Here is a 17,535-nt window from a genome sequence, read left to right as displayed (position 1 = left end):
AAAGAGGTAGGTTAAAAATAAAATCTTAGTGATGGCTATGCGCTTGCCCGATGTAAACCAAAGTCAACATCATAAAAATAAAGGCTTGCAACAAAATAACCAAAATGTGGAAGATGGCCCAAGCTGATCCTGCAATAACATGACCCACCAATCCGAACAGGGATAAATCTAAATTAAATGTCCATACGCTTCCGAGCAATGCGATCAATAAGAACACCAACTCACCAGCGTACATATTTCCGAAAAGTCGCATTCCCAACGAAACGCCTTTCGCCAAATATTCAATAATGTTCAACGCAAGGTTGAATGGGGCCAAATACCACTTCGCACCAAAGGGAGCAGAAACCAGCTCATGCAAGAAGCCGCCAACACCTTTTACTTTGAAGCTATAAAAGAACACCAAAACCAACACTGAGAGTGACATGCCCATAGTGGCATTCAAGTCTGTTGTTGGAACCAATCTGTGATGAGGCACGTGAACACCGAAGCTCTCGATGAAATGATTGACACCTAACACCCAATCCACAGGGATTAAGTCAAGAGTGTTTAAGAGAATGATCCAGAAAAATACGAAGAGAGCGAGTGGTGCAATAAAAGTGCGGTTGCCATGAACAATGCTCTTCGCTTGAGTGTCAACCATTTCTACAATCATTTCTACCAAGCACTGGAAGCGACCAGGTACACCAGGGGTTGCGCGACGCGCTGCGATTAACAAAATAAATACCGCCAAGAAGCCCATCAACGAGGCCCAAAAAATAGTATCTAAATTAATTACGCTGAAATCAATAATGGAATGCTGAGGCTCGCCAATATTGGTGAGATTATGTAAATGCTCAGAAATGTACGCTGTTGGCGTCATTTTTTCCGCTGCCTCATGGGCCTGAAGTACTTCGCTAGACATCTCTTAACTAGTCCTTTGTTAATCTCAATTGTCACTACTTAGCGCCACAACCACGCAAGCCACACACACTTCAAGGCAAGCAGGTAAGTCACCAAAAGGGGGACCCAAAGCACGCCGGGGACGAGGTATGCAATCCCCACAAACATCATTAATGTCACGGCAATTTTTATAAATTCGCCAGAAACTAATGCTGCTAAAAAACTTCCTGGATTCAATCTTTGCGATTTTTTTGCCATCTCTAATCTTGTTAAAAACAAGGCTGAAGGCAAGACGCTAATTAAACCACCTAAAAAGGCCGACTGAGTATAAAGGCTTACCCCTACCGGCTCCCCAAAAATTGACCAAAACACCATACTGATTACAGTAATAAGCACTTGGGCCAATAAAACCTTCCAAGGTGAAAGAATTCGGTACTTTGCCGCATTACTTTGCTGCAACGCAACAATCTCATCCTTGCTGTAGACCCGAATGTCCTCTTCTTCGAGGTCATCCCAATCATCTACCTTGGAAAATTGATTTTTTTGAGGAATCAATTTAGCCCCGAAAGTTTAATGTGTGCAGTGCAATATGTCAAAGGATTTGGGGACATTTTTGGCATTGTTTACGCCTCTATGCCCAACTTTCTTAACAAAGAATCTAGCTCGTCGAATTGACTAAATTGAATTCTGAGCTCTCCGCCTTTGCCTTTGAACTTAAATTCTGCATTTAGCCCTATTAAATCGGCGATTTCTTGGGTTAAGCGACGCATATCGGGATCTTGACTTGGGGTCATGGAGCCGGGCTTGGTCTTAGCTTTTTTATCCCCAATTTGTCCGCCAGCGACCACCAGCGCTGCGGCCATTCTCTCAGCCTCACGCACAGATAAGCCTTGGGCTGCAATTTTTTGTGCCAAAGCAACCTGACTTGCACCCGGCAAAGGCAAGAGAGCACGGGCGTGGCCCATATCAACATCTCCAGCCAAAAGCATTGCCTGCACAGGCTTTGCTAGCTGTGACAACCTTAATAAGTTACTGATAGCACTGCGAGACTTACCAACTGCTTTCGCGGCTTGCTCATGTGTAAAGCCAAACTCTTCAATCAGGCGTGCCAACCCCTGAGACTCTTCCAGAGGATTTAAGTCTTCGCGCTGCATGTTTTCGACCAAAGCCATCGCCGCAGCGGCTTGATCATCAGCGCCAGAAACGAGCACGGGCACTTCTTTTAAACCCGCAATTGTTGCCGCTCGAAAACGTCTTTCACCAGCAATGATTTCGTATTTGCCCGCACCAACTAAACGCACCAACAAGGGCTGCATTACACCTTGCTCACGAATACTTTCTGCCAACTCTTGCAACGCACCCGCCTCCATTTTTTGACGGGGCTGATACTTGCCAGCCTGTAAAGCAGTTAGGGGCAGACGGTTGATGTCTGTTGATGGCTTTGGCGCTTGATTTTTTTCGCCCAACAAAGCCTCTAAACCCCTACCTAAACCTTTTTTCTTTATTGCAACCATAGTGATTTGTTTTCTAAAAAATTACATGTGTTTAATGCGTTCGATCATTTCGGCGCCAAAATCTAAATAGGCTTTTGCGCCGCGAGATGATTTGTCAAAGGCCACGCCAGGAAGTCCGTAAGAAGGCGCCTCTGCCAATCGAACATTGCGCGGAATAATCGTCTTAAATACCTTGTCGCCAAAGTGCTCTAACAACTGCTCTGAGACTTGTTGTTGAAGGGTCATGCGAGCATCAAACATGACGCGCAACAAACCAATAATCACCAGATCAGGATTTAAATTTGCGTGCACTTGTTTGATCGTATTTACCAAATCAGACAGACCCTCTAATGCAAAGTACTCACACTGCATTGGAACGATGACACCATTAGCGGCACACAATCCATTCAGGGTTAATAATGAAAGAGCGGGGGGGCAATCAATCAATACAAAATCGTAATCATTTGCCACGGATGACAGCGCATCTTTTAAGCGAGATTCGCGCTCATCAAGATCCACCAACTCAATTTCGGCACCAGCTAAATCACGATTTGCAGGTAATACATCGTAAGCAGAACTCTCGCAACGTTGTGCGCATTCTTTAACGGATGCCATACCAATTAGAACTTGATAAACGCTTAAATCTAAATCTGCTTTTTCAACTCCCGACCCCATAGTCGCATTACCTTGAGGATCCAAGTCAACAAGCAACACACGCTGTCCATGACCAGCCAATCCCGCGGCTAAATTAACAGCAGTAGTGGTCTTACCAACTCCGCCTTTTTGATTTGCAATACAGAATATTTTTGCCATGGGTATGTTTAAGCTGCAGATGAAATGGTGGGGGTAAATTTTCTCACGGGGGAGAGCACTAAAAGACGGCGCTCTACAGGCAAATTGGGTATGAAGAGCGCTTCGTCAGCCAACAATTGCCAATCATCTTTGCATACTGCTGACAACTCTTCGTCCGCGCGCTTGGCTTTCATTGCAAACACAAGCCCATTGGGATTGAGAAGGGGCAGCGATAACTCCAGAAATCGCGATAAATTGGTAAACGCTCTTGAAATAACAGCATCAAATTGGCCAAATTGTTGCAATGCAACATTTTCCACTCGCTCACTGAGTACATCAATGTTTTTTAACTTCAATTTGCCACGCACATGCTGCAAGAAAGCCGTCTTTTTTCGAATCGCCTCAATCAGACTCAAACGCCAATCTGGTTGAATAATCGCAATCGGAATGGCGGGCAACCCACCGCCAGAACCAAGGTCGGCAATCTTGGGATTGCTCATTTGTAAAAAACGTCGCATTACTGGCAAAACAGCAATGGAATCAATAAGATGTAAGCGAACCGAATCTTGCTCGCCCTCGATCGCAGTAAGATTATGAACCTGGTTCCAGCGACCCATTTCTTGCAAAAAAAGCTCTAAATCAGCAATATTGTTATCACTTAAATTCAGACCAAGTTCCCCAATTCCCAGCTCAAGAAGATCTTCGGTCATGTGGTTTCTTGGGTGCGGCCCAAACCTTTTTTAAGGTGCACCAAAAGCAGGGATAGAGCAGCTGGCGTTACCCCAGAAATCCTGCCCGCCTGCCCCAATGTTGCCGGCTTGTGCAGATTGAGTTTTTGTTGCACCTCTTTTGACAAACCAAGGACCTGGGAATAGTCCAAAGACTCCGGCAGGGGATAGGTCTCGTTATGCTCTTGTCGTGCAATTTCCATTGCCTGACGATCAATATAGCCCTGATATTTAACCGAAATTTCTACCTGATCGCTAATTTGCGCAGCCAGGCCAAGATCTTCGTCTAGAACCCCTGGAGACCAAATACCTTCTCCTAGGGCTGTAATTGCCTCATATGTAACTCCAGGCCTTCTCAAAAGATCCGCCAAATTACATTCATGCGACAAATCCTGACCAAGCAATTCTGCAACCAATGGTGCCACTTCATGCTTCGGACCTACCCAAATTTCCTGCAAACGAGATGTTTCACGTGAAACAGCCTCTTGTTTTCTACAGAAAACATCCCAACGATGGTCATCCACCAAGCCGAGCTCACGTCCGATAGCAGTGAGGCGCATATCCGCATTGTCTTCACGCAAACTCAAACGATACTCAGCGCGGCTGGTAAACATGCGATAAGGCTCTTGAACTCCGCGAGTAATCAAGTCATCGACCAATACACCAATGTAGGACTCGCTACGCTTTGGCAACCAAGGCTCCTTACCTTTGGCAGCCAAACCAGCGTTAATGCCAGCCAACATGCCCTGTGCAGCAGCTTCCTCATAGCCAGTTGTTCCGTTAATTTGCCCCGCAAAATATAAGCCGCCAATTACCTTGGTTTCTAGGCTATGCCTTAATTGACGCGGGTCATAGAAGTCATACTCAATCGCATAGCCAGGGCGCACAATCACTGCGGACTCTAAGCCGCGAATACTACGAACCAAATCCCACTGCACATCGAAGGGGAGACTGGTTGAAATTCCATTGGGGTAAAACTCATTCGTAGTTAAGCCCTCTGGCTCCAAGAATATTTGATGGCTATTTCTAGATGCAAAACGATGGATCTTGTCCTCAATGGAGGGGCAATAACGTGGTCCAACCCCTTCGATTACCCCGGTATACATTGGGGAGCGGTCTAAACCACCACGAATAATGTCATGGGTCTTCTCATTTGTATGTGAAATCCAGCAAGGAACCTGTTTGGGGTGTTGCTCTGGACGCCCTAAAAATGAAAATACAGGTACTGGATCCAAGTCCCCAGGCTGCTCCAGCATGACGGAAAAATCAATTGTTCGGCCATCAATGCGGGGTGGGGTGCCTGTCTTTAGCCGGCCCTGAGGAAGCTTTAACTCTTTAAGTCGAGCAGATAAAGAAACTGCTGCGGGATCTCCAGCTCTTCCGCCGGCATAGTTATTCAGGCCAACGTGGATCTTTCCATCCAAGAATGTTCCTGCCGTAAGCACAACTTTTTTGGCCATAAATTCCAGGCCCATTTGAGTAACAATACCCTGGACTTCATCGCCCTTTACCAAAAGGTCATCAACGGCTGCCTGAAATAAACTTAAATTTGGTTGATTTTCCAAACGACGGCGAATGGCCGCCTTATACAAAACTCGATCGCCTTGGGCTCGTGTGGCTCTAACGGCCGGTCCCTTGCTAGAGTTGAGAATTCGAAACTGAATTCCAGCCTCATCAGTGGCTGCGGCCATAGCCCCACCCATGGCATCGATTTCTTTAACTAGGTGGCCTTTGCCAATTCCCCCAATCGAGGGGTTGCAACTCATCGCACCTAAATTTTCAATGCTATGGGTAATTAAAAGCGTGTCACATCCCATGCGCGCCGAAGCTAGCGCAGCCTCTGTCCCGGCATGACCGCCGCCCACAACAATGACATCGAAACTTTTGGAATAACGCATGATTTGCCTTAGATAGGGCGATGATCATAGCATTTTGTTTGTTTCACGTGAAACAAAACATGTGGAATTCTTTAGAAATTAAACGGCTAAATTCTAAGTACTTGATTTAATTAATGAAATATGCGTTCCATGCAGACTTCAGGATTAATACACTAACAATAAGCAAAAAAGCTTTTCTGACAAAGGCGCTTCCATGTTTGATTGCTAGACGACTGCCAAACTGGCTGCCTGCAATATTGGCCACCATCATGGCGAATCCAAGAGTCCAATTAATTTGACCAAAGCTTGCCAGCAGCAATATGGCGGCAAGATTGGTGGCTACGTTAACTAACTTGGTTGCGGCAGAAGCATGCAAAAAGTCAAAGCCAAAAAAGCGCACAAATCCAAATAGCAAAAAGCTACCGGTTCCGGGACCAAAAAAGCCATCATAAAAACCAATAGTTAATCCCAGCAAAACACCCTTTAATTGTTGAAATCGATTTATGCCTTTGGGCGCATGAATCTCTCCAAGTGATGGCTGAAACCAGGTGTACAACAACAAAAGCAATAAAACAAAAGGCAAAGCTTTGCGCAATGGCTCTGCTGGAAAGTTGCTTACGGCATTCGCACCCAATAGAGAACCAACAAATCCAGCAACAATTGCCGGGCCAACCACCGCCCATGGAAGCGACACGTGTCGCAAATATCTACGAGCAGCATTCATGGTTCCGCCTACCGCAGAAACCTTATTGGTAGAGAGCAGAGTGGCTGGAGGGGCGTCTGGATATGCGGTAAAAAGCGCCGGCACCTGAATCAAACCGCCGCCGCCAGCAACAGCGTCTACTAGGCCAGCAAAAAAAGCCATCGCCAATAGCAGAGGCCAAATGTAAATGGAAAATTCGATGGGAGTCTCTTCGTTTTCTTTTTATTCAAATGAGTGTGGCGCTAAACGCGCCACACTAAAAACTAAATAATAAGAGGAAAACAAAAATAAAGTTTTTGTTTCTTAGTTTTTATTTTTGAGATGCGCAACAATTTCACCAACAACACCACGACGAAACGCCAACACACAAATTACGAAAATAAATCCTGTTGCGATAGTGCTCCAAGATCCAATATTGGCGAGATAGTTTTGCAAACCAACAACAATGCCCGCACCAACTACAGGGCCCAAAATTGTTCCCATGCCGCCAAGCAAAGTCATCAACACCACTTCACCAGACATATGCCAATGAACATCGGTCAAAGTTGCCAACTGGAACACTAAAGACTTCATTGAGCCAGCCAAGCCTGCAAGCGTTGCGGAGATAACAAAAGACATTAATTTGAAACGGTCAACATCGTAACCTAAAGAAATCGCGCGCGGCTCATTCTCGCGAATGGCTTTTAAGACCTGACCAAAGGGGGAGTGAACCGCTCTCATGATGAGCGCAAATCCAAACAAGAAAACGGCCAAGACAAAGTAATACATGGCAACGTCATCTTTGAGATCAATCAAACCAAATAGCATTCCGCGAGGCACACCCTGAATACCATCTTCGCCGCCTGTATAAGGAAGCTGCACGGCCAAGAAATAAACCATTTGAGAAAGGGCCAAAGTAACCATCGCAAAATAAATACCCTGACGACGAATTGCGAGAGATCCAATCAGGAAGCCGAGCACGCCCGATCCAACTACACCCAAGAGAATGCCGAGCTCTGGCGAAAACCCAGCCTCTTTACAGAAATAAGCTGTAATGTATGCAGCGGTTCCAAAAAATGCTGCATGCCCAAAAGACAAAAGACCAGTAAAGCCAAGCAACAAATTAAATGCGCAAGCAAAAAGAGCGAAGCACAAAACCTTCATTGCAAAAACAAGATAGATGAAATCTTGAAAAGGCAAGATCAGTGCAATTAAAACCAAAATAGCGTAAAGCAGTTTTGTTTTGGAGTTCATAATTATTTCTCCCGCCCAAAAAGTCCGGCAGGACGAATCAAGAGAACAATTGCCATGATCACAAAAATAACAACTCCTGAAGCCTCGGGATAGAAGACCTTAGTAAGACCCTCAACCAAGCCCAAGCCCAAGCCAGTCAAAATCGCACCCATGATTGAGCCCATACCGCCAATCACCACCACCGCAAAAACAACGATGATGAGATTTGATCCCATCAATGGATTTACTTGGAAAATCGGGGCCGCTAATACGCCAGCAAAACCGGCCAAACCAACGCCATAGGCGTAAGCCAAAGAAATCATCAACGGCACATTAATACCAAACGCTTGAAGCAATTTTGGATTTTCAGTGCCTGCGCGTAAATATGCGCCTAACTTTGTTCTCTCGATTACATACCAAGTAGAGAAACAAACAGCCAAAGAAATCACAACAACCCACAAGCGATACTTGGGCAAAATAATGCCAATCGACTCTAGCGGGATCGCTCCTTGTAAGAGCTCTGGAGCCGGATAGCTTTCACCGGAAATTCCATACCAATGGCGGAACATTCCCTCAATGATTAAAGCCAGTCCAAAAGTAAGCAATAAGCCGTATAAATGGTCTAAGTGATAAAGCCGACGCAACATGGTCCGCTCAAGAATCAAACCAAAACCTGCCAATACGAGCGGAACAATAATTAAAGCAAACCAATAATTGATAGATAGCTCAGGAAAGCCCAGCCATTGGCTAATTTGGGTCAAACCAATCCAAGCAATAAATGCACCCATGGTGTACTGCGCACCATGGGCGAAATTAATAATGTTCAGGAGGCCAAAAATAATAGCCAACCCCAAACTCAAAATGGCATAAAAAGAGCCATTAATCAAACCCACTAAGAGCTGGGCAACCAGCCCTTGTGGGGTAATTCCGAGAAGTTCAAACATTCTAGATAGCTTACTTATTAACTAATTTGCACTTCGATTGGGAAAGCGGCAAAGTCGCTTCAGCCGCAGGAATCGTGGCGCGAACATAGTAGTAATCCCATGGGCTCTTAGAGTCTGAAGGCTTCTTCACCTCTAGGAGATACATATCATGCTCAAACTTACCGTCGGCACGAATCTTGCCTTTAAATAGGCCGTCATCAATATTGGTTGATTTGAGCGCCTTCATAACCGCTTGAGTATCGTCAGTTCCAGCCTTTTGAACTGCATTTAAATAAGCCAGTACGGAGGAATAAACGCCGGCTTGAACCATGGTTGGCATACGCTTGTGTTGCAAGATGAAGCGTTTGGAGAAAGCGCGGGTCTTCTCGTCTTTATCCCAATAAAAACCTTCTGTGAGGTACATGCCTTGAGCAGCATTCAAGCCCAAAGAGTGAACGTCGGAAATAAACATTAGCAAAGGCACAACTGTTTGCTTCTTGTTAATTCCAAACTCCGAGGCTTGCTTAACAGTATTAATGGTGTCTTGACCAGCATTTGCCAATGCCACAACATCAGCGCCACTAGCTTGAGCCTTTAAAAGATAAGAAGAGAAATCGCTATTTGGGAATGGGTGCTTGCTAGTGCCCAACACCTTGCCGCCATTGGCATTTACAACTGCGGTTGCGTCTTTTTCCAATGCAGCACCAAATGCATAGTCAGCAGTAATAAAGTACCAGTTCTTTTTACCCTGCTTTACAACCGCCTTACCCGTGCCATTTGATAGCGCATATGTGTCATATGCCCAATGAACGTTATTGGCAGTACATTTTTCATTGGTAATCGGCAAAGATCCCGCACCAGAAACTAAAGTAATTTTGTTCTTTTGTTCGGCCACTTCCATTACAGCCAAAGCAACGTTGGTCGAAACCAACTCCACAATCACATCAACACCATCTTTGTCATACCATTCGCGAGCCTTATTGGCTGCGATGTCCGCTTTGTTTTGGTGGTCTGCACTAACTAGCTCAATCTTTTTGCCAATAACAGTGCCGTCTTTAGAAAAATCAGCAATGGCCATTTTGGCGGCAATCACCGCGCCTGGACCAGCCAAATCAGAATATGTTGAAGAAAGGTCGGTTAATACGCCAATCTTGACAACATCACCACTAACTTTGGCCCCACTTTGTGCAAAAACTGGGTTCGAAGCGAACATGGTCGCTGCAACCAGACTTGCGGTAATTTGCTTTAACTTCATACCCATCTCCTATAAAAACTACTAAACACCAAGATACTCGTTTAATAAGGCCGCTTTTTCAGCCAACTCGTTTTGCTGCACAACTTCAACAACATGTCCATGCTCAACAACATAGTGTCGGTCCGCCAAAGGCGCAGCAAAACGGAAGTTTTGTTCAACCAACACAATCGTGAATCCTTTGTTGCGCAAACTGGTCACAACCTCACCCAGCTTTTGCACAATGACCGGAGCCAGGCCCTCAGTAATCTCATCAAGCAAAAGTAGTTTGGCGCCAGTTCTCAAAATGCGAGCCATAGCCAACATCTGTTGTTCGCCACCGGATAGGCGTGTGCCTGGGCTGTTGCGACGCTCGTACAGATTTGGGAACATTTCATAGATTTCATCTAAGCCCATTCCGCCTGGCGCAACTTCGGGCAACAAAAGTAAATTTTCCTCAGTGCTTAGACTAGCAAAAATGCCTCGCTCTTCAGGACAAAAACCAACCCCGAGGCGCGCAATTTTGTATGTCGGCATCGCAACAGTTTCTGCACCATAGACCTGAACAGAACCCGTTCTTTTGCTTGTTAAACCCAAAATCGATTTCAGAATAGTGCTTCGACCTGCGCCGTTTCTACCCAACAAGGTAACAACCTCGCCGTCCCGCACAGCGAAATTCACGCCATGCAAAATATGCGACTCGCCGTACCAAGACTCTAAATTTTTAACCTCGAGCGCCATGGTCATAGAGCATCTCCCCCATGACTACCCATATAAGCCTCAACCACCAAAGGATTGTTAGAGACTTCGTGATAAGAGCCTTCAGCCAACACGGAGCCGCGTTGCAATACGGTAATACGATCGGCGATGGAAGAAACCACCTTCATATTGTGCTCAACCATCAAAATGGTTCGCCCTTTAGATACGCGATCAATGAGCTCAGTAACTCGCTCGACATCCTCGTGACCCATACCCTGGGTGGGCTCATCTAACAACATCAATTCTGGTTCCATGGCCAATGTAGTGGCAATTTCTAGCGCCCTCTTGCGGCCATAAGCCAAATTCATAGTTTCTTCATCTGCGAATTTTTCTAAGCCAACTTCACGCAAAAGCTCTAAAGCCCTCTCGTTTAGGACATCAAGAGAGCTTCCGGGTTTCCAAAAGTGAAATTCGGTTCCCAATCCTCGCTGCAGTGCAACACGAACATTTTCCAACACTGTTAAGTGGGGGAAAACTGCGGAAATTTGAAATGATCGAATCACGCCCCGACGAGCAATCTGTGATGGAGCCTCGTTGGTGATGTCAAAACCATTAAATAAGATTTGGCCGCTAGTCGGTTCCAGAAATTTTGTAAGCAAATTGAAACAGGTTGTTTTTCCAGCCCCATTTGGCCCAATTAGGGCGTGGATGGTTCCTCTAGTCACGTCCAGGTTAACGTCGCTTACAGCCGAAAACCCTTTGAAGGATTTTCCTAGACCAATTGTTTTTAAGATTGTTTCTTGCAAGTTCATACCCTCTACCCCTCGCTGGGGCAAGACTTTGAGGATAACCTAGAACAGCCCAGCTATATATAGCAATTACCCTAAAAGAAAAGGGCTAAAGGATTATTACTTTTGAGTATCTTTAATAAATTTTTGGATCGCGCTTCTTGCCGTTTCATCCAAGACATCAATTGGCGCCCGTTGAGCACCTTGAATAATCATGAGTGCATAAGCCTTTGCAAGCGCGGAAGCCTCAGCACATAAACTTAATTCATCGCCCCTTGCAGGCGAGAGATTTCGCCAGTAATTAATGGCGCTCTCAAGCTCTTGAATGGAGATGTACAACATGCAAATTGTTTGGTTTATTTACCATCAAGGGAAAGCATAGTTCCGCGGCACTTTTTGGCACCACAACGACATTCATACTCTTTTTTCAACTTCTTGGTGATTGGCCCCTCAATATCGAGGGAGTAGTCATAAAACAACTCTTCGCCAACCTTAAGCGCTCGTTTGGCATAAACAAACACTCGAGCTTTACCATTGAATTCATTCTCACGAGTTTCGCAACTAGGCTTACAAGAGTGATTTATCCATCGCGCAGCATTACCGCCGTACTTTGCATCGATAACGCGACCATCTTCTAGAGAGAAATAAAAGGTGTGGTTCGGGTCTTTTGGGTCGTGGGGATGCCGCTTTTCTGCAAGCTTCCAACTAATACGCTCACCTTTGTATTCAATAATCGCTTGGCCTTTTTTGATAGGCTTAGCCACAAAGACGCCCTTGCCATGTATTGGTGAAGATTTAACAACGATAGAAGACCGATCCACCTTTGGTGGTTTTAATTTCTTAGATGCCATGTTTATACGTCTAGGTTGCGTGCGATTAGCGCATTTTTTTCAATGAATGCACGACGTGGCTCAACCTCATCACCCATAAGGGTTGTAAACACTTGGTCGGCCGCAATTGCATCTTCGATTTTTACTTGGAGCAAGGTTCGTGAATCCGCATCCATGGTTGTCTCCCATAGTTGCGATGGGTTCATCTCACCAAGACCCTTGTAGCGTTGACGACTTAGCACCCGCTCAGCCTCAGACAATAACCAAGAAAACGCTCCCCTGAAATCATGGATGGTTTGCTCTTTAAGATTCTTGTCGGGGTCCCCGCGTCGCACTTTGGTGCCGGCCAACACCTTTCCAGACAATACTGCAGCCGCATTGGATAGTGCTTGATAGTCATCGCCATGAACAAAATCAGAGTTGATGGTTGAAAGCTTTAGGTTGCCATGAATGCGGCGCGACAACAACAAGCGGAACCGCTCTGTGCGATCTTCTTTTTGCACAATAATTTCCGGTGGCAGCGCCAATGGATTTAAAGGGTCCGCAAGCGCAAGCCTTAGCCGATCAGCAGATTCATTTGCAGCTTTTTCGGTATCTAGATTTAACTGGGTTCCAGAGGCAATTGCACGCAAAGCATCTTCATCAATCGTGCGAGATAGACGATCAACTATAGACTGGATAACTTGATAGTGTTTAGCTAACTCGTTTAGCGCCTCACCTTCAATCACCTCGCCACTTGGAGTTTGCAGAGATGCGGATTCCATGGCGATTTTTAATAAAAGCTGATTCAGCTCGGTATCGTCTTTGATGTACTGCTCGCTCTTACCAAACTTCACCTTATAAAGCGGTGGTTGAGCAATGTAAATGTGACCACGCTCAATTAACTCTGGCATCTGTCTATAGAAGAAAGTTAAAAGCAATGTGCGGATGTGGCTGCCATCAACGTCCGCGTCGGTCATGATGATGATGCGGTGATAACGCAATTTATCGGCTTTATATTCTTCAACACCAATACCAGTACCTAAAACTGTAATCAATGTCACCACCTCTTGGCTGGTGAGCATCTTGTCAAAGCGCGCCTTCTCTACGTTCAGAATCTTTCCTTTTAAAGGAAGAATTGCCTGAAAGCGACGATCGCGACCCTGCTTGGCAGAGCCCCCCGCGGAGTCGCCCTCGACAATAAATAATTCTGATTTCGCAGGATCTTTTTCTTGGCAATCGGCAAGCTTGCCTGGCAAACCTAAGCCATCTAAAGCACCCTTGCGTCGCGTCATGTCTCGAGCTTTACGCGCAGCCTCGCGAGCGCGAGCGGCATCTACAATTTTTCCGCAAAGAATTTTTGCGTCTGCGGGACGTTCTTGCAAATAAGCGCTTAACGCTTCCGCAACAATTTCTTCAACTGGGCCACGAACTTCGCTTGATACTAATTTATCTTTTGTTTGGCTTGAGAATTTTGGTTCTGGTACCTTTACCGATAATACGCAAGCCAAACCTTCACGCATATCATCACCAGAAATTTCTACTTTTGCTTTTTTCGCGATCTCGTTTTCATCAATGTACTTATTGATGACGCGCGTCATAGCGGCGCGCAAACCAGTTAAGTGGGTACCGCCATCACGCTGAGGAATGTTATTGGTAAAACACAAAACTTGTTCACTAAAACTATCGTTCCACTGCATCGATACTTCAGCAGTAATTTGACCACCCAAGTCAGAAGGACGAACACCTTCAGCATAGAAAATATTTGGATGCAACACGTTTTTGGTTTGATTGATATATTCAACAAACCCGCGAACACCACCTGAAAACGCAAAGTCCTCCTCTTGACCAGTACGCTGATCAATCAACTTAATGTGCACGCCATTATTTAGGAATGACAGTTCACGGATACGCTTTACTAAAACCTCGTAATGAAATTCAATGTTTCCAAAAATTTCTTCGTCGGCTAAAAAATGTACTTCAGTACCCGATAACTCAGTATCACCTGTTACCGTAATTGGAGAAATGGCAACGCCATTCTCTTCTTGAATATTGCGGTTTTGAATTACACCGCGAGCAAATTCCATGTAATGGGTTTTGCCATCACGACGAATAGTCAACTTCAACCACTTCGAGAGCGCGTTTACACAACTAACACCAACACCATGTAAACCACCAGAAACTTTATAGCTGTTTTGGTCGAATTTACCGCCAGCATGCAGCTCAGTCATCACAATTTCAGCAGCACTTCTTTTTGGTTCGTGCTTATCATCGTACTTAATACCTGTTGGAACGCCACGACCGTTATCAACAATCGAAATGGAGTTATCAGTTTGAATAACAACTGTAATTTCCGAACAGTAGCCTGCTAATGCTTCGTCAATAGAGTTATCCAAAACCTCAAAAACGAGATGGTGCAAACCTGTTCCATCGGACGTATCTCCAATGTACATACCAGGACGTTTACGAACAGCTTCAAGACCCTCTAAGATTTGAATCGATGCTGCACCATACTGCTCTACTACTTTTTTTTCTTCAGTCATTTTTTTCTACATTAAATGCGCATTGGCATTACTACATACTTAAAGTCTTCTGATCCTGGCAAAGTGATTACCGCACTACTGTTGGCATCACCCAAACTAATTTGAATCTTTTCATTCTTCAGGTTTGCCAATACATCCAGTAAGTAACTCACATTAAAACCAATTTCGACGGCATCACCGCTGTACTCGGTTTCAATCTCTTCCTGCGCCTCTTCTTGTTCGGCATTCGTAGACTGAACAGTGATCTTGTTTGGCGACAAGGAAAAACGAACGCCCTTAAACTTGTCTGTAGTTAAAATGGCGGCGCGTTGCAAGGCTGCCTGCAACACATCACGACCAACCACCAAAGAATTTTTATGTCCCTTAGGGATTACTCTTTGGAAGTCTGGAAACTTACCCTCAACCAATTTAGAGATAAGTTCAATGTCACCGAAAGTAAATTTAACTTGATTAGCGGTCAAACTAATCTCTAGTGAATCATCTGAGTCTTCAAGCAAGTGTTGGCACTCAAGTATGGTTTTGCGAGGAATAATAATTTCTTGGCGTTGACCAGACCCCGATGGAGCTTCGGTAAGCTGAACTTGAGAAAAAGCCAAACGATGTCCATCGGTTGCAACCGCAACAACCTCTTTCCCCTCTATAACCAACAACATTCCGTTTAAGTAATAACGGATATCTTGTTGCGCCATAGAAAAGTGCACCTGGCTGATTAACTGACGAAAACTTTTCTGAGACATCTTCCATGCGGCTGTAACCTCACCCACGCTTTGCATGATTGGGAATTCAGTTGCAGACAATGTTTGTAGAGAAAAACGGCTCTTACCACTCTGCACCACCATACGATTGTCTTTGAGGTTTAAAGAGACAGGGCCCTCCGGCAGAGCACGCAAGATATCTAATAACTTTCTTGCAGCAACAGTTGTGGTGACATCTTCAGAGCCAACACCAAAATTAGCATTGGTTGTGATTTGTATTTCAATGTCCGTTGAAACAAAAGAAACCTTTTCACCACTCTTTTTAAATAAGAGATTCGCCAAAATTGGCAAAGTGTGTCTACGCTCAACAATCCCACTCACCACCTGTAGTGGCTTTAACAAACTATCACGCGAGGTGTTAACAAGTTGCATTGCTTTTAAATCCTTGTATATATCTAAATAGTAATAGTAATAAAGGTCGACTTTTCCGTGGATAAGTCAAAAACCTCAAACAAAACAACACATTAAACGCTTAAAAACCTGTGGAAAACTTCTGTATAAGCACTGCATAAAAACGGGATAACTTTTCTTCAACACCCTATTTTTGCATGAAGCGGGATCTTTCCACAATTTATCCACAAGCAATCCCCAAACTTATCCCTTGGGTTATTCACACGTTTATCCACAAACAAAAATTACGATTTCAGGGTTTGCTCTATAACGTGAATCTCGTGGTTTAGTTGACTATCGTGAGCGCGTTCATCTGCGATCTTACGAACAGCATGCAAAACAGTGGTGTGATCACGACCACCAAACAACTCCCCAATCTCTGGCAGGCTTTTTTGGGTTAATTCTTTAGCCATAAACATGGCGATTTGTCTTGGTCGGGCAATATTCGCGGGGCGCTTCTTTGAATACATATCCGCAACCTTAATGCTGTAGAAGTCCGCTACCGCTTTTTGAATGTTTTCGACTGAAATTTGGCGATTTTGAATTGATAGCAAATCCTTCAGGGCGGTTCTGGCTACCTCAATAGTGACCTCGCGACCATGAAAGCGAACAAAAGCCAGAATCTTCCTTAAGGCCCCTTCAAGTTCTCGCACATTAGAGCGGAGGTGTTTGGCTACAAAAAATGCCACATCCTCGCTCATTGGGATCCCCTCGTTGGCAGCCTTCTTCATTAGGATGGCTACGCGCATTTCTAACTCAGGGGGTTCAATAGCTACAGTTAGGCCAGAATCAAAGCGTGATATCAGGCGATCATCGATCCCAGCCATTTCTTTCGGATAGGTATCGCTGGTAATAATGACTTGAGATTTATTGCTTAAAAGCGCCTCAAAGGCGTAAAAGAACTCTTCTTGGGTTCGTGATTTGCCACTAAAAAATTGGATATCGTCAATCAACAACAAATCAAGTGAGTGGTAATAGCGCTTAAAGCGATCAAAAGCTTTTTGTTGATAGGCTCGAACCACATCAGATACATATTGCTCGGCGTGTATGTAACGAATCCGAGCGTTTGGTTTCTCTTTAAGAAGATGGTTACCAATCGCATGAATTAAGTGGGTTTTTCCAAGACCCACACCACCATATAAGAACATGGGGTTATATGAGGTTCCTGGGTTATGGGCAACCTGAATTGAGGCCGCTCTCGCCAGTTGGTTTGCTTTTCCGGTTACAAAAGTCTCAAAAGTAAGATTTGGGTTGAGTTTTGAATGATCCTCAATTTCGAAGGATTGTTCCTCAACCGAAATGCTTGGGACGACATTTGTTTGTGCTTCGACGTTTGTGGGTAAATCGGAAACTTCATTGGCGCCAATCGGTTTTGTGGCCACAGCACCCTCAACCGCCAATGCAAAATGAACATTAATTGGTCCGCCAAAGTAGTCCGCGGCCATTTCTTGGAAGCGTTCTGCAAAAGTTTTTTTGATCCAATCCAGCTTAAAGCGATTTGGAGCGCCAATTGTTAGTAAGCGGTCACTCTCATCAAAAGATAGTAAAACTAATGGCTGTATCCAGGTTTTAAACTGTTGCGGTGAAAGTTCACGTGAGAGGGTGCCAACGGCGCCATCCCAAAAACCAAAAGGACTGATTGAATTCAAGGCGGGAGGATTTTGTAAGTTGCTCATATTTTTGGAGGATCCATTGTAGCTATCCCGCAAAGTT

General features: G+C 44.9%; 17 protein-coding genes. All 17 read right to left on the bottom strand.

Annotated elements, in window-relative coordinates; translation table 11 throughout:
- Window positions 1-25 precede the first annotated feature (25 nt).
- The 17 genes from atpB to dnaA all read right to left on the bottom strand — a co-directional run bounded on the left by atpB (window position 26) and on the right by dnaA (window position 17,498).
- Window positions 26-901, bottom strand: a complete 876-nt coding sequence (atpB, locus tag ICV39_RS00085) for a F0F1 ATP synthase subunit A (protein ID WP_215316632.1) — start codon at window positions 899-901, stop codon at window positions 26-28.
- 38 nt (window positions 902-939) lie between these two features.
- Window positions 940-1,434, bottom strand: coding sequence for an ATP synthase subunit I (locus ICV39_RS00080; protein ID WP_215389941.1), 495 nt, complete (start codon window positions 1,432-1,434; stop codon window positions 940-942).
- 68 nt (window positions 1,435-1,502) lie between these two features.
- On the bottom strand, window positions 1,503-2,393 hold the full coding sequence (locus ICV39_RS00075) for a ParB/RepB/Spo0J family partition protein (protein ID WP_215389940.1): 891 nt from the start codon (window positions 2,391-2,393) through the stop codon (window positions 1,503-1,505).
- Window positions 2,394-2,414: 21 nt separating this feature from the next.
- A complete protein-coding gene (locus tag ICV39_RS00070; RefSeq protein ID WP_215389939.1) occupies window positions 2,415-3,185 on the bottom strand; it encodes a ParA family protein in 771 nt (256 codons plus the stop codon).
- Between the two features lie 8 nt (window positions 3,186-3,193).
- Window positions 3,194-3,874 (bottom strand): 16S rRNA (guanine(527)-N(7))-methyltransferase RsmG, encoded by a 681-nt coding sequence (gene rsmG / locus ICV39_RS00065; protein ID WP_215389938.1) that lies wholly within the window; start codon window positions 3,872-3,874, stop codon window positions 3,194-3,196.
- Window positions 3,871-5,790: a tRNA uridine-5-carboxymethylaminomethyl(34) synthesis enzyme MnmG gene (gene mnmG, locus ICV39_RS00060; protein ID WP_215389937.1), complete on the bottom strand. Its 1,920-nt coding sequence runs from the start codon at window positions 5,788-5,790 to the stop codon at window positions 3,871-3,873. Before mnmG ends, rsmG begins: the two co-directional genes overlap by 4 nt.
- Before the next feature lie 106 nt (window positions 5,791-5,896).
- Window positions 5,897-6,634: a TSUP family transporter gene (locus ICV39_RS00055; RefSeq protein WP_215389936.1), complete on the bottom strand. Its 738-nt coding sequence runs from the start codon at window positions 6,632-6,634 to the stop codon at window positions 5,897-5,899.
- A gap of 141 nt (window positions 6,635-6,775) precedes the next feature.
- Window positions 6,776-7,705, bottom strand: a complete 930-nt coding sequence (locus ICV39_RS00050) for a branched-chain amino acid ABC transporter permease (protein ID WP_215389935.1) — start codon at window positions 7,703-7,705, stop codon at window positions 6,776-6,778.
- Between the two features lie 2 nt (window positions 7,706-7,707).
- Window positions 7,708-8,628: a branched-chain amino acid ABC transporter permease gene (locus tag ICV39_RS00045; RefSeq protein ID WP_215389934.1), complete on the bottom strand. Its 921-nt coding sequence runs from the start codon at window positions 8,626-8,628 to the stop codon at window positions 7,708-7,710.
- A 10-nt stretch (window positions 8,629-8,638) separates the two neighbouring features.
- On the bottom strand, window positions 8,639-9,862 hold the full coding sequence (locus ICV39_RS00040) for an ABC transporter substrate-binding protein (RefSeq protein WP_215389933.1): 1,224 nt from the start codon (window positions 9,860-9,862) through the stop codon (window positions 8,639-8,641).
- Between the two features lie 21 nt (window positions 9,863-9,883).
- Window positions 9,884-10,585, bottom strand: coding sequence for an ABC transporter ATP-binding protein (locus ICV39_RS00035; RefSeq protein WP_215389932.1), 702 nt, complete (start codon window positions 10,583-10,585; stop codon window positions 9,884-9,886).
- On the bottom strand, window positions 10,582-11,349 hold the full coding sequence (locus ICV39_RS00030) for an ABC transporter ATP-binding protein (protein ID WP_215389931.1): 768 nt from the start codon (window positions 11,347-11,349) through the stop codon (window positions 10,582-10,584). Before ICV39_RS00030 ends, ICV39_RS00035 begins: the two co-directional genes overlap by 4 nt.
- 96 nt (window positions 11,350-11,445) lie before the next feature.
- Window positions 11,446-11,667, bottom strand: coding sequence for a DUF3717 domain-containing protein (locus ICV39_RS00025; RefSeq protein ID WP_215389930.1), 222 nt, complete (start codon window positions 11,665-11,667; stop codon window positions 11,446-11,448).
- A gap of 14 nt (window positions 11,668-11,681) precedes the next feature.
- Window positions 11,682-12,176 (bottom strand): SET domain-containing protein, encoded by a 495-nt coding sequence (locus tag ICV39_RS00020; protein WP_215389929.1) that lies wholly within the window; start codon window positions 12,174-12,176, stop codon window positions 11,682-11,684.
- A gap of 2 nt (window positions 12,177-12,178) precedes the next feature.
- Window positions 12,179-14,677 (bottom strand): DNA topoisomerase (ATP-hydrolyzing) subunit B, encoded by a 2,499-nt coding sequence (gene gyrB, locus ICV39_RS00015; RefSeq protein ID WP_215389928.1) that lies wholly within the window; start codon window positions 14,675-14,677, stop codon window positions 12,179-12,181.
- A gap of 11 nt (window positions 14,678-14,688) precedes the next feature.
- On the bottom strand, window positions 14,689-15,804 hold the full coding sequence (gene dnaN, locus ICV39_RS00010) for a DNA polymerase III subunit beta (RefSeq protein WP_215389927.1): 1,116 nt from the start codon (window positions 15,802-15,804) through the stop codon (window positions 14,689-14,691).
- Window positions 15,805-16,067: 263 nt separating this feature from the next.
- Entirely contained in the window at window positions 16,068-17,498 is a 1,431-nt protein-coding gene (gene dnaA, locus ICV39_RS00005) for a chromosomal replication initiator protein DnaA (RefSeq protein ID WP_251372681.1), read from the bottom strand.
- Window positions 17,499-17,535: the final 37 nt, after the last annotated feature.

The sequence above is a fragment of the Polynucleobacter sp. MWH-UH25E genome, from assembly GCF_018687095.1.
Taxonomy (GTDB): Bacteria; Pseudomonadota; Gammaproteobacteria; order Burkholderiales; family Burkholderiaceae; genus Polynucleobacter.
Note: the sequence above shows the minus strand (reverse complement) of the source record. Positions and strands in the feature narration are given on the sequence as shown.

Excerpts from the sequence above, each read along its gene's own strand:
- atpB (WP_215316632.1), bottom strand. The coding sequence starts at position 901 with ATGTCTAGCGAAGTACTTCAGGCCCATGAGGCAGCGGAAAAAATGACG.
- dnaA (WP_251372681.1), bottom strand. The coding sequence starts at position 17,498 with ATGAGCAACTTACAAAATCCTCCCGCCTTGAATTCAATCAGTCCTTTT.
- ICV39_RS00030 (WP_215389931.1), bottom strand. The coding sequence starts at position 11,349 with ATGAACTTGCAAGAAACAATCTTAAAAACAATTGGTCTAGGAAAATCC.
- rsmG (WP_215389938.1), bottom strand. The coding sequence starts at position 3,874 with ATGACCGAAGATCTTCTTGAGCTGGGAATTGGGGAACTTGGTCTGAAT.
- ICV39_RS00045 (WP_215389934.1), bottom strand. The coding sequence starts at position 8,628 with ATGTTTGAACTTCTCGGAATTACCCCACAAGGGCTGGTTGCCCAGCTC.
- ICV39_RS00055 (WP_215389936.1), bottom strand. The coding sequence starts at position 6,634 with ATGGCTTTTTTTGCTGGCCTAGTAGACGCTGTTGCTGGCGGCGGCGGT.
- gyrB (WP_215389928.1), bottom strand. The coding sequence starts at position 14,677 with ATGACTGAAGAAAAAAAAGTAGTAGAGCAGTATGGTGCAGCATCGATT.
- mnmG (WP_215389937.1), bottom strand. The coding sequence starts at position 5,790 with ATGCGTTATTCCAAAAGTTTCGATGTCATTGTTGTGGGCGGCGGTCAT.
- ICV39_RS00040 (WP_215389933.1), bottom strand. The coding sequence starts at position 9,862 with ATGAAGTTAAAGCAAATTACCGCAAGTCTGGTTGCAGCGACCATGTTC.
- ICV39_RS00050 (WP_215389935.1), bottom strand. The coding sequence starts at position 7,705 with ATGAACTCCAAAACAAAACTGCTTTACGCTATTTTGGTTTTAATTGCA.
- ICV39_RS00070 (WP_215389939.1), bottom strand. The coding sequence starts at position 3,185 with ATGGCAAAAATATTCTGTATTGCAAATCAAAAAGGCGGAGTTGGTAAG.
- ICV39_RS00075 (WP_215389940.1), bottom strand. The coding sequence starts at position 2,393 with ATGGTTGCAATAAAGAAAAAAGGTTTAGGTAGGGGTTTAGAGGCTTTG.
- dnaN (WP_215389927.1), bottom strand. The coding sequence starts at position 15,804 with ATGCAACTTGTTAACACCTCGCGTGATAGTTTGTTAAAGCCACTACAG.
- ICV39_RS00025 (WP_215389930.1), bottom strand. The coding sequence starts at position 11,667 with ATGTTGTACATCTCCATTCAAGAGCTTGAGAGCGCCATTAATTACTGG.
- ICV39_RS00020 (WP_215389929.1), bottom strand. The coding sequence starts at position 12,176 with ATGGCATCTAAGAAATTAAAACCACCAAAGGTGGATCGGTCTTCTATC.
- ICV39_RS00035 (WP_215389932.1), bottom strand. The coding sequence starts at position 10,585 with ATGACCATGGCGCTCGAGGTTAAAAATTTAGAGTCTTGGTACGGCGAG.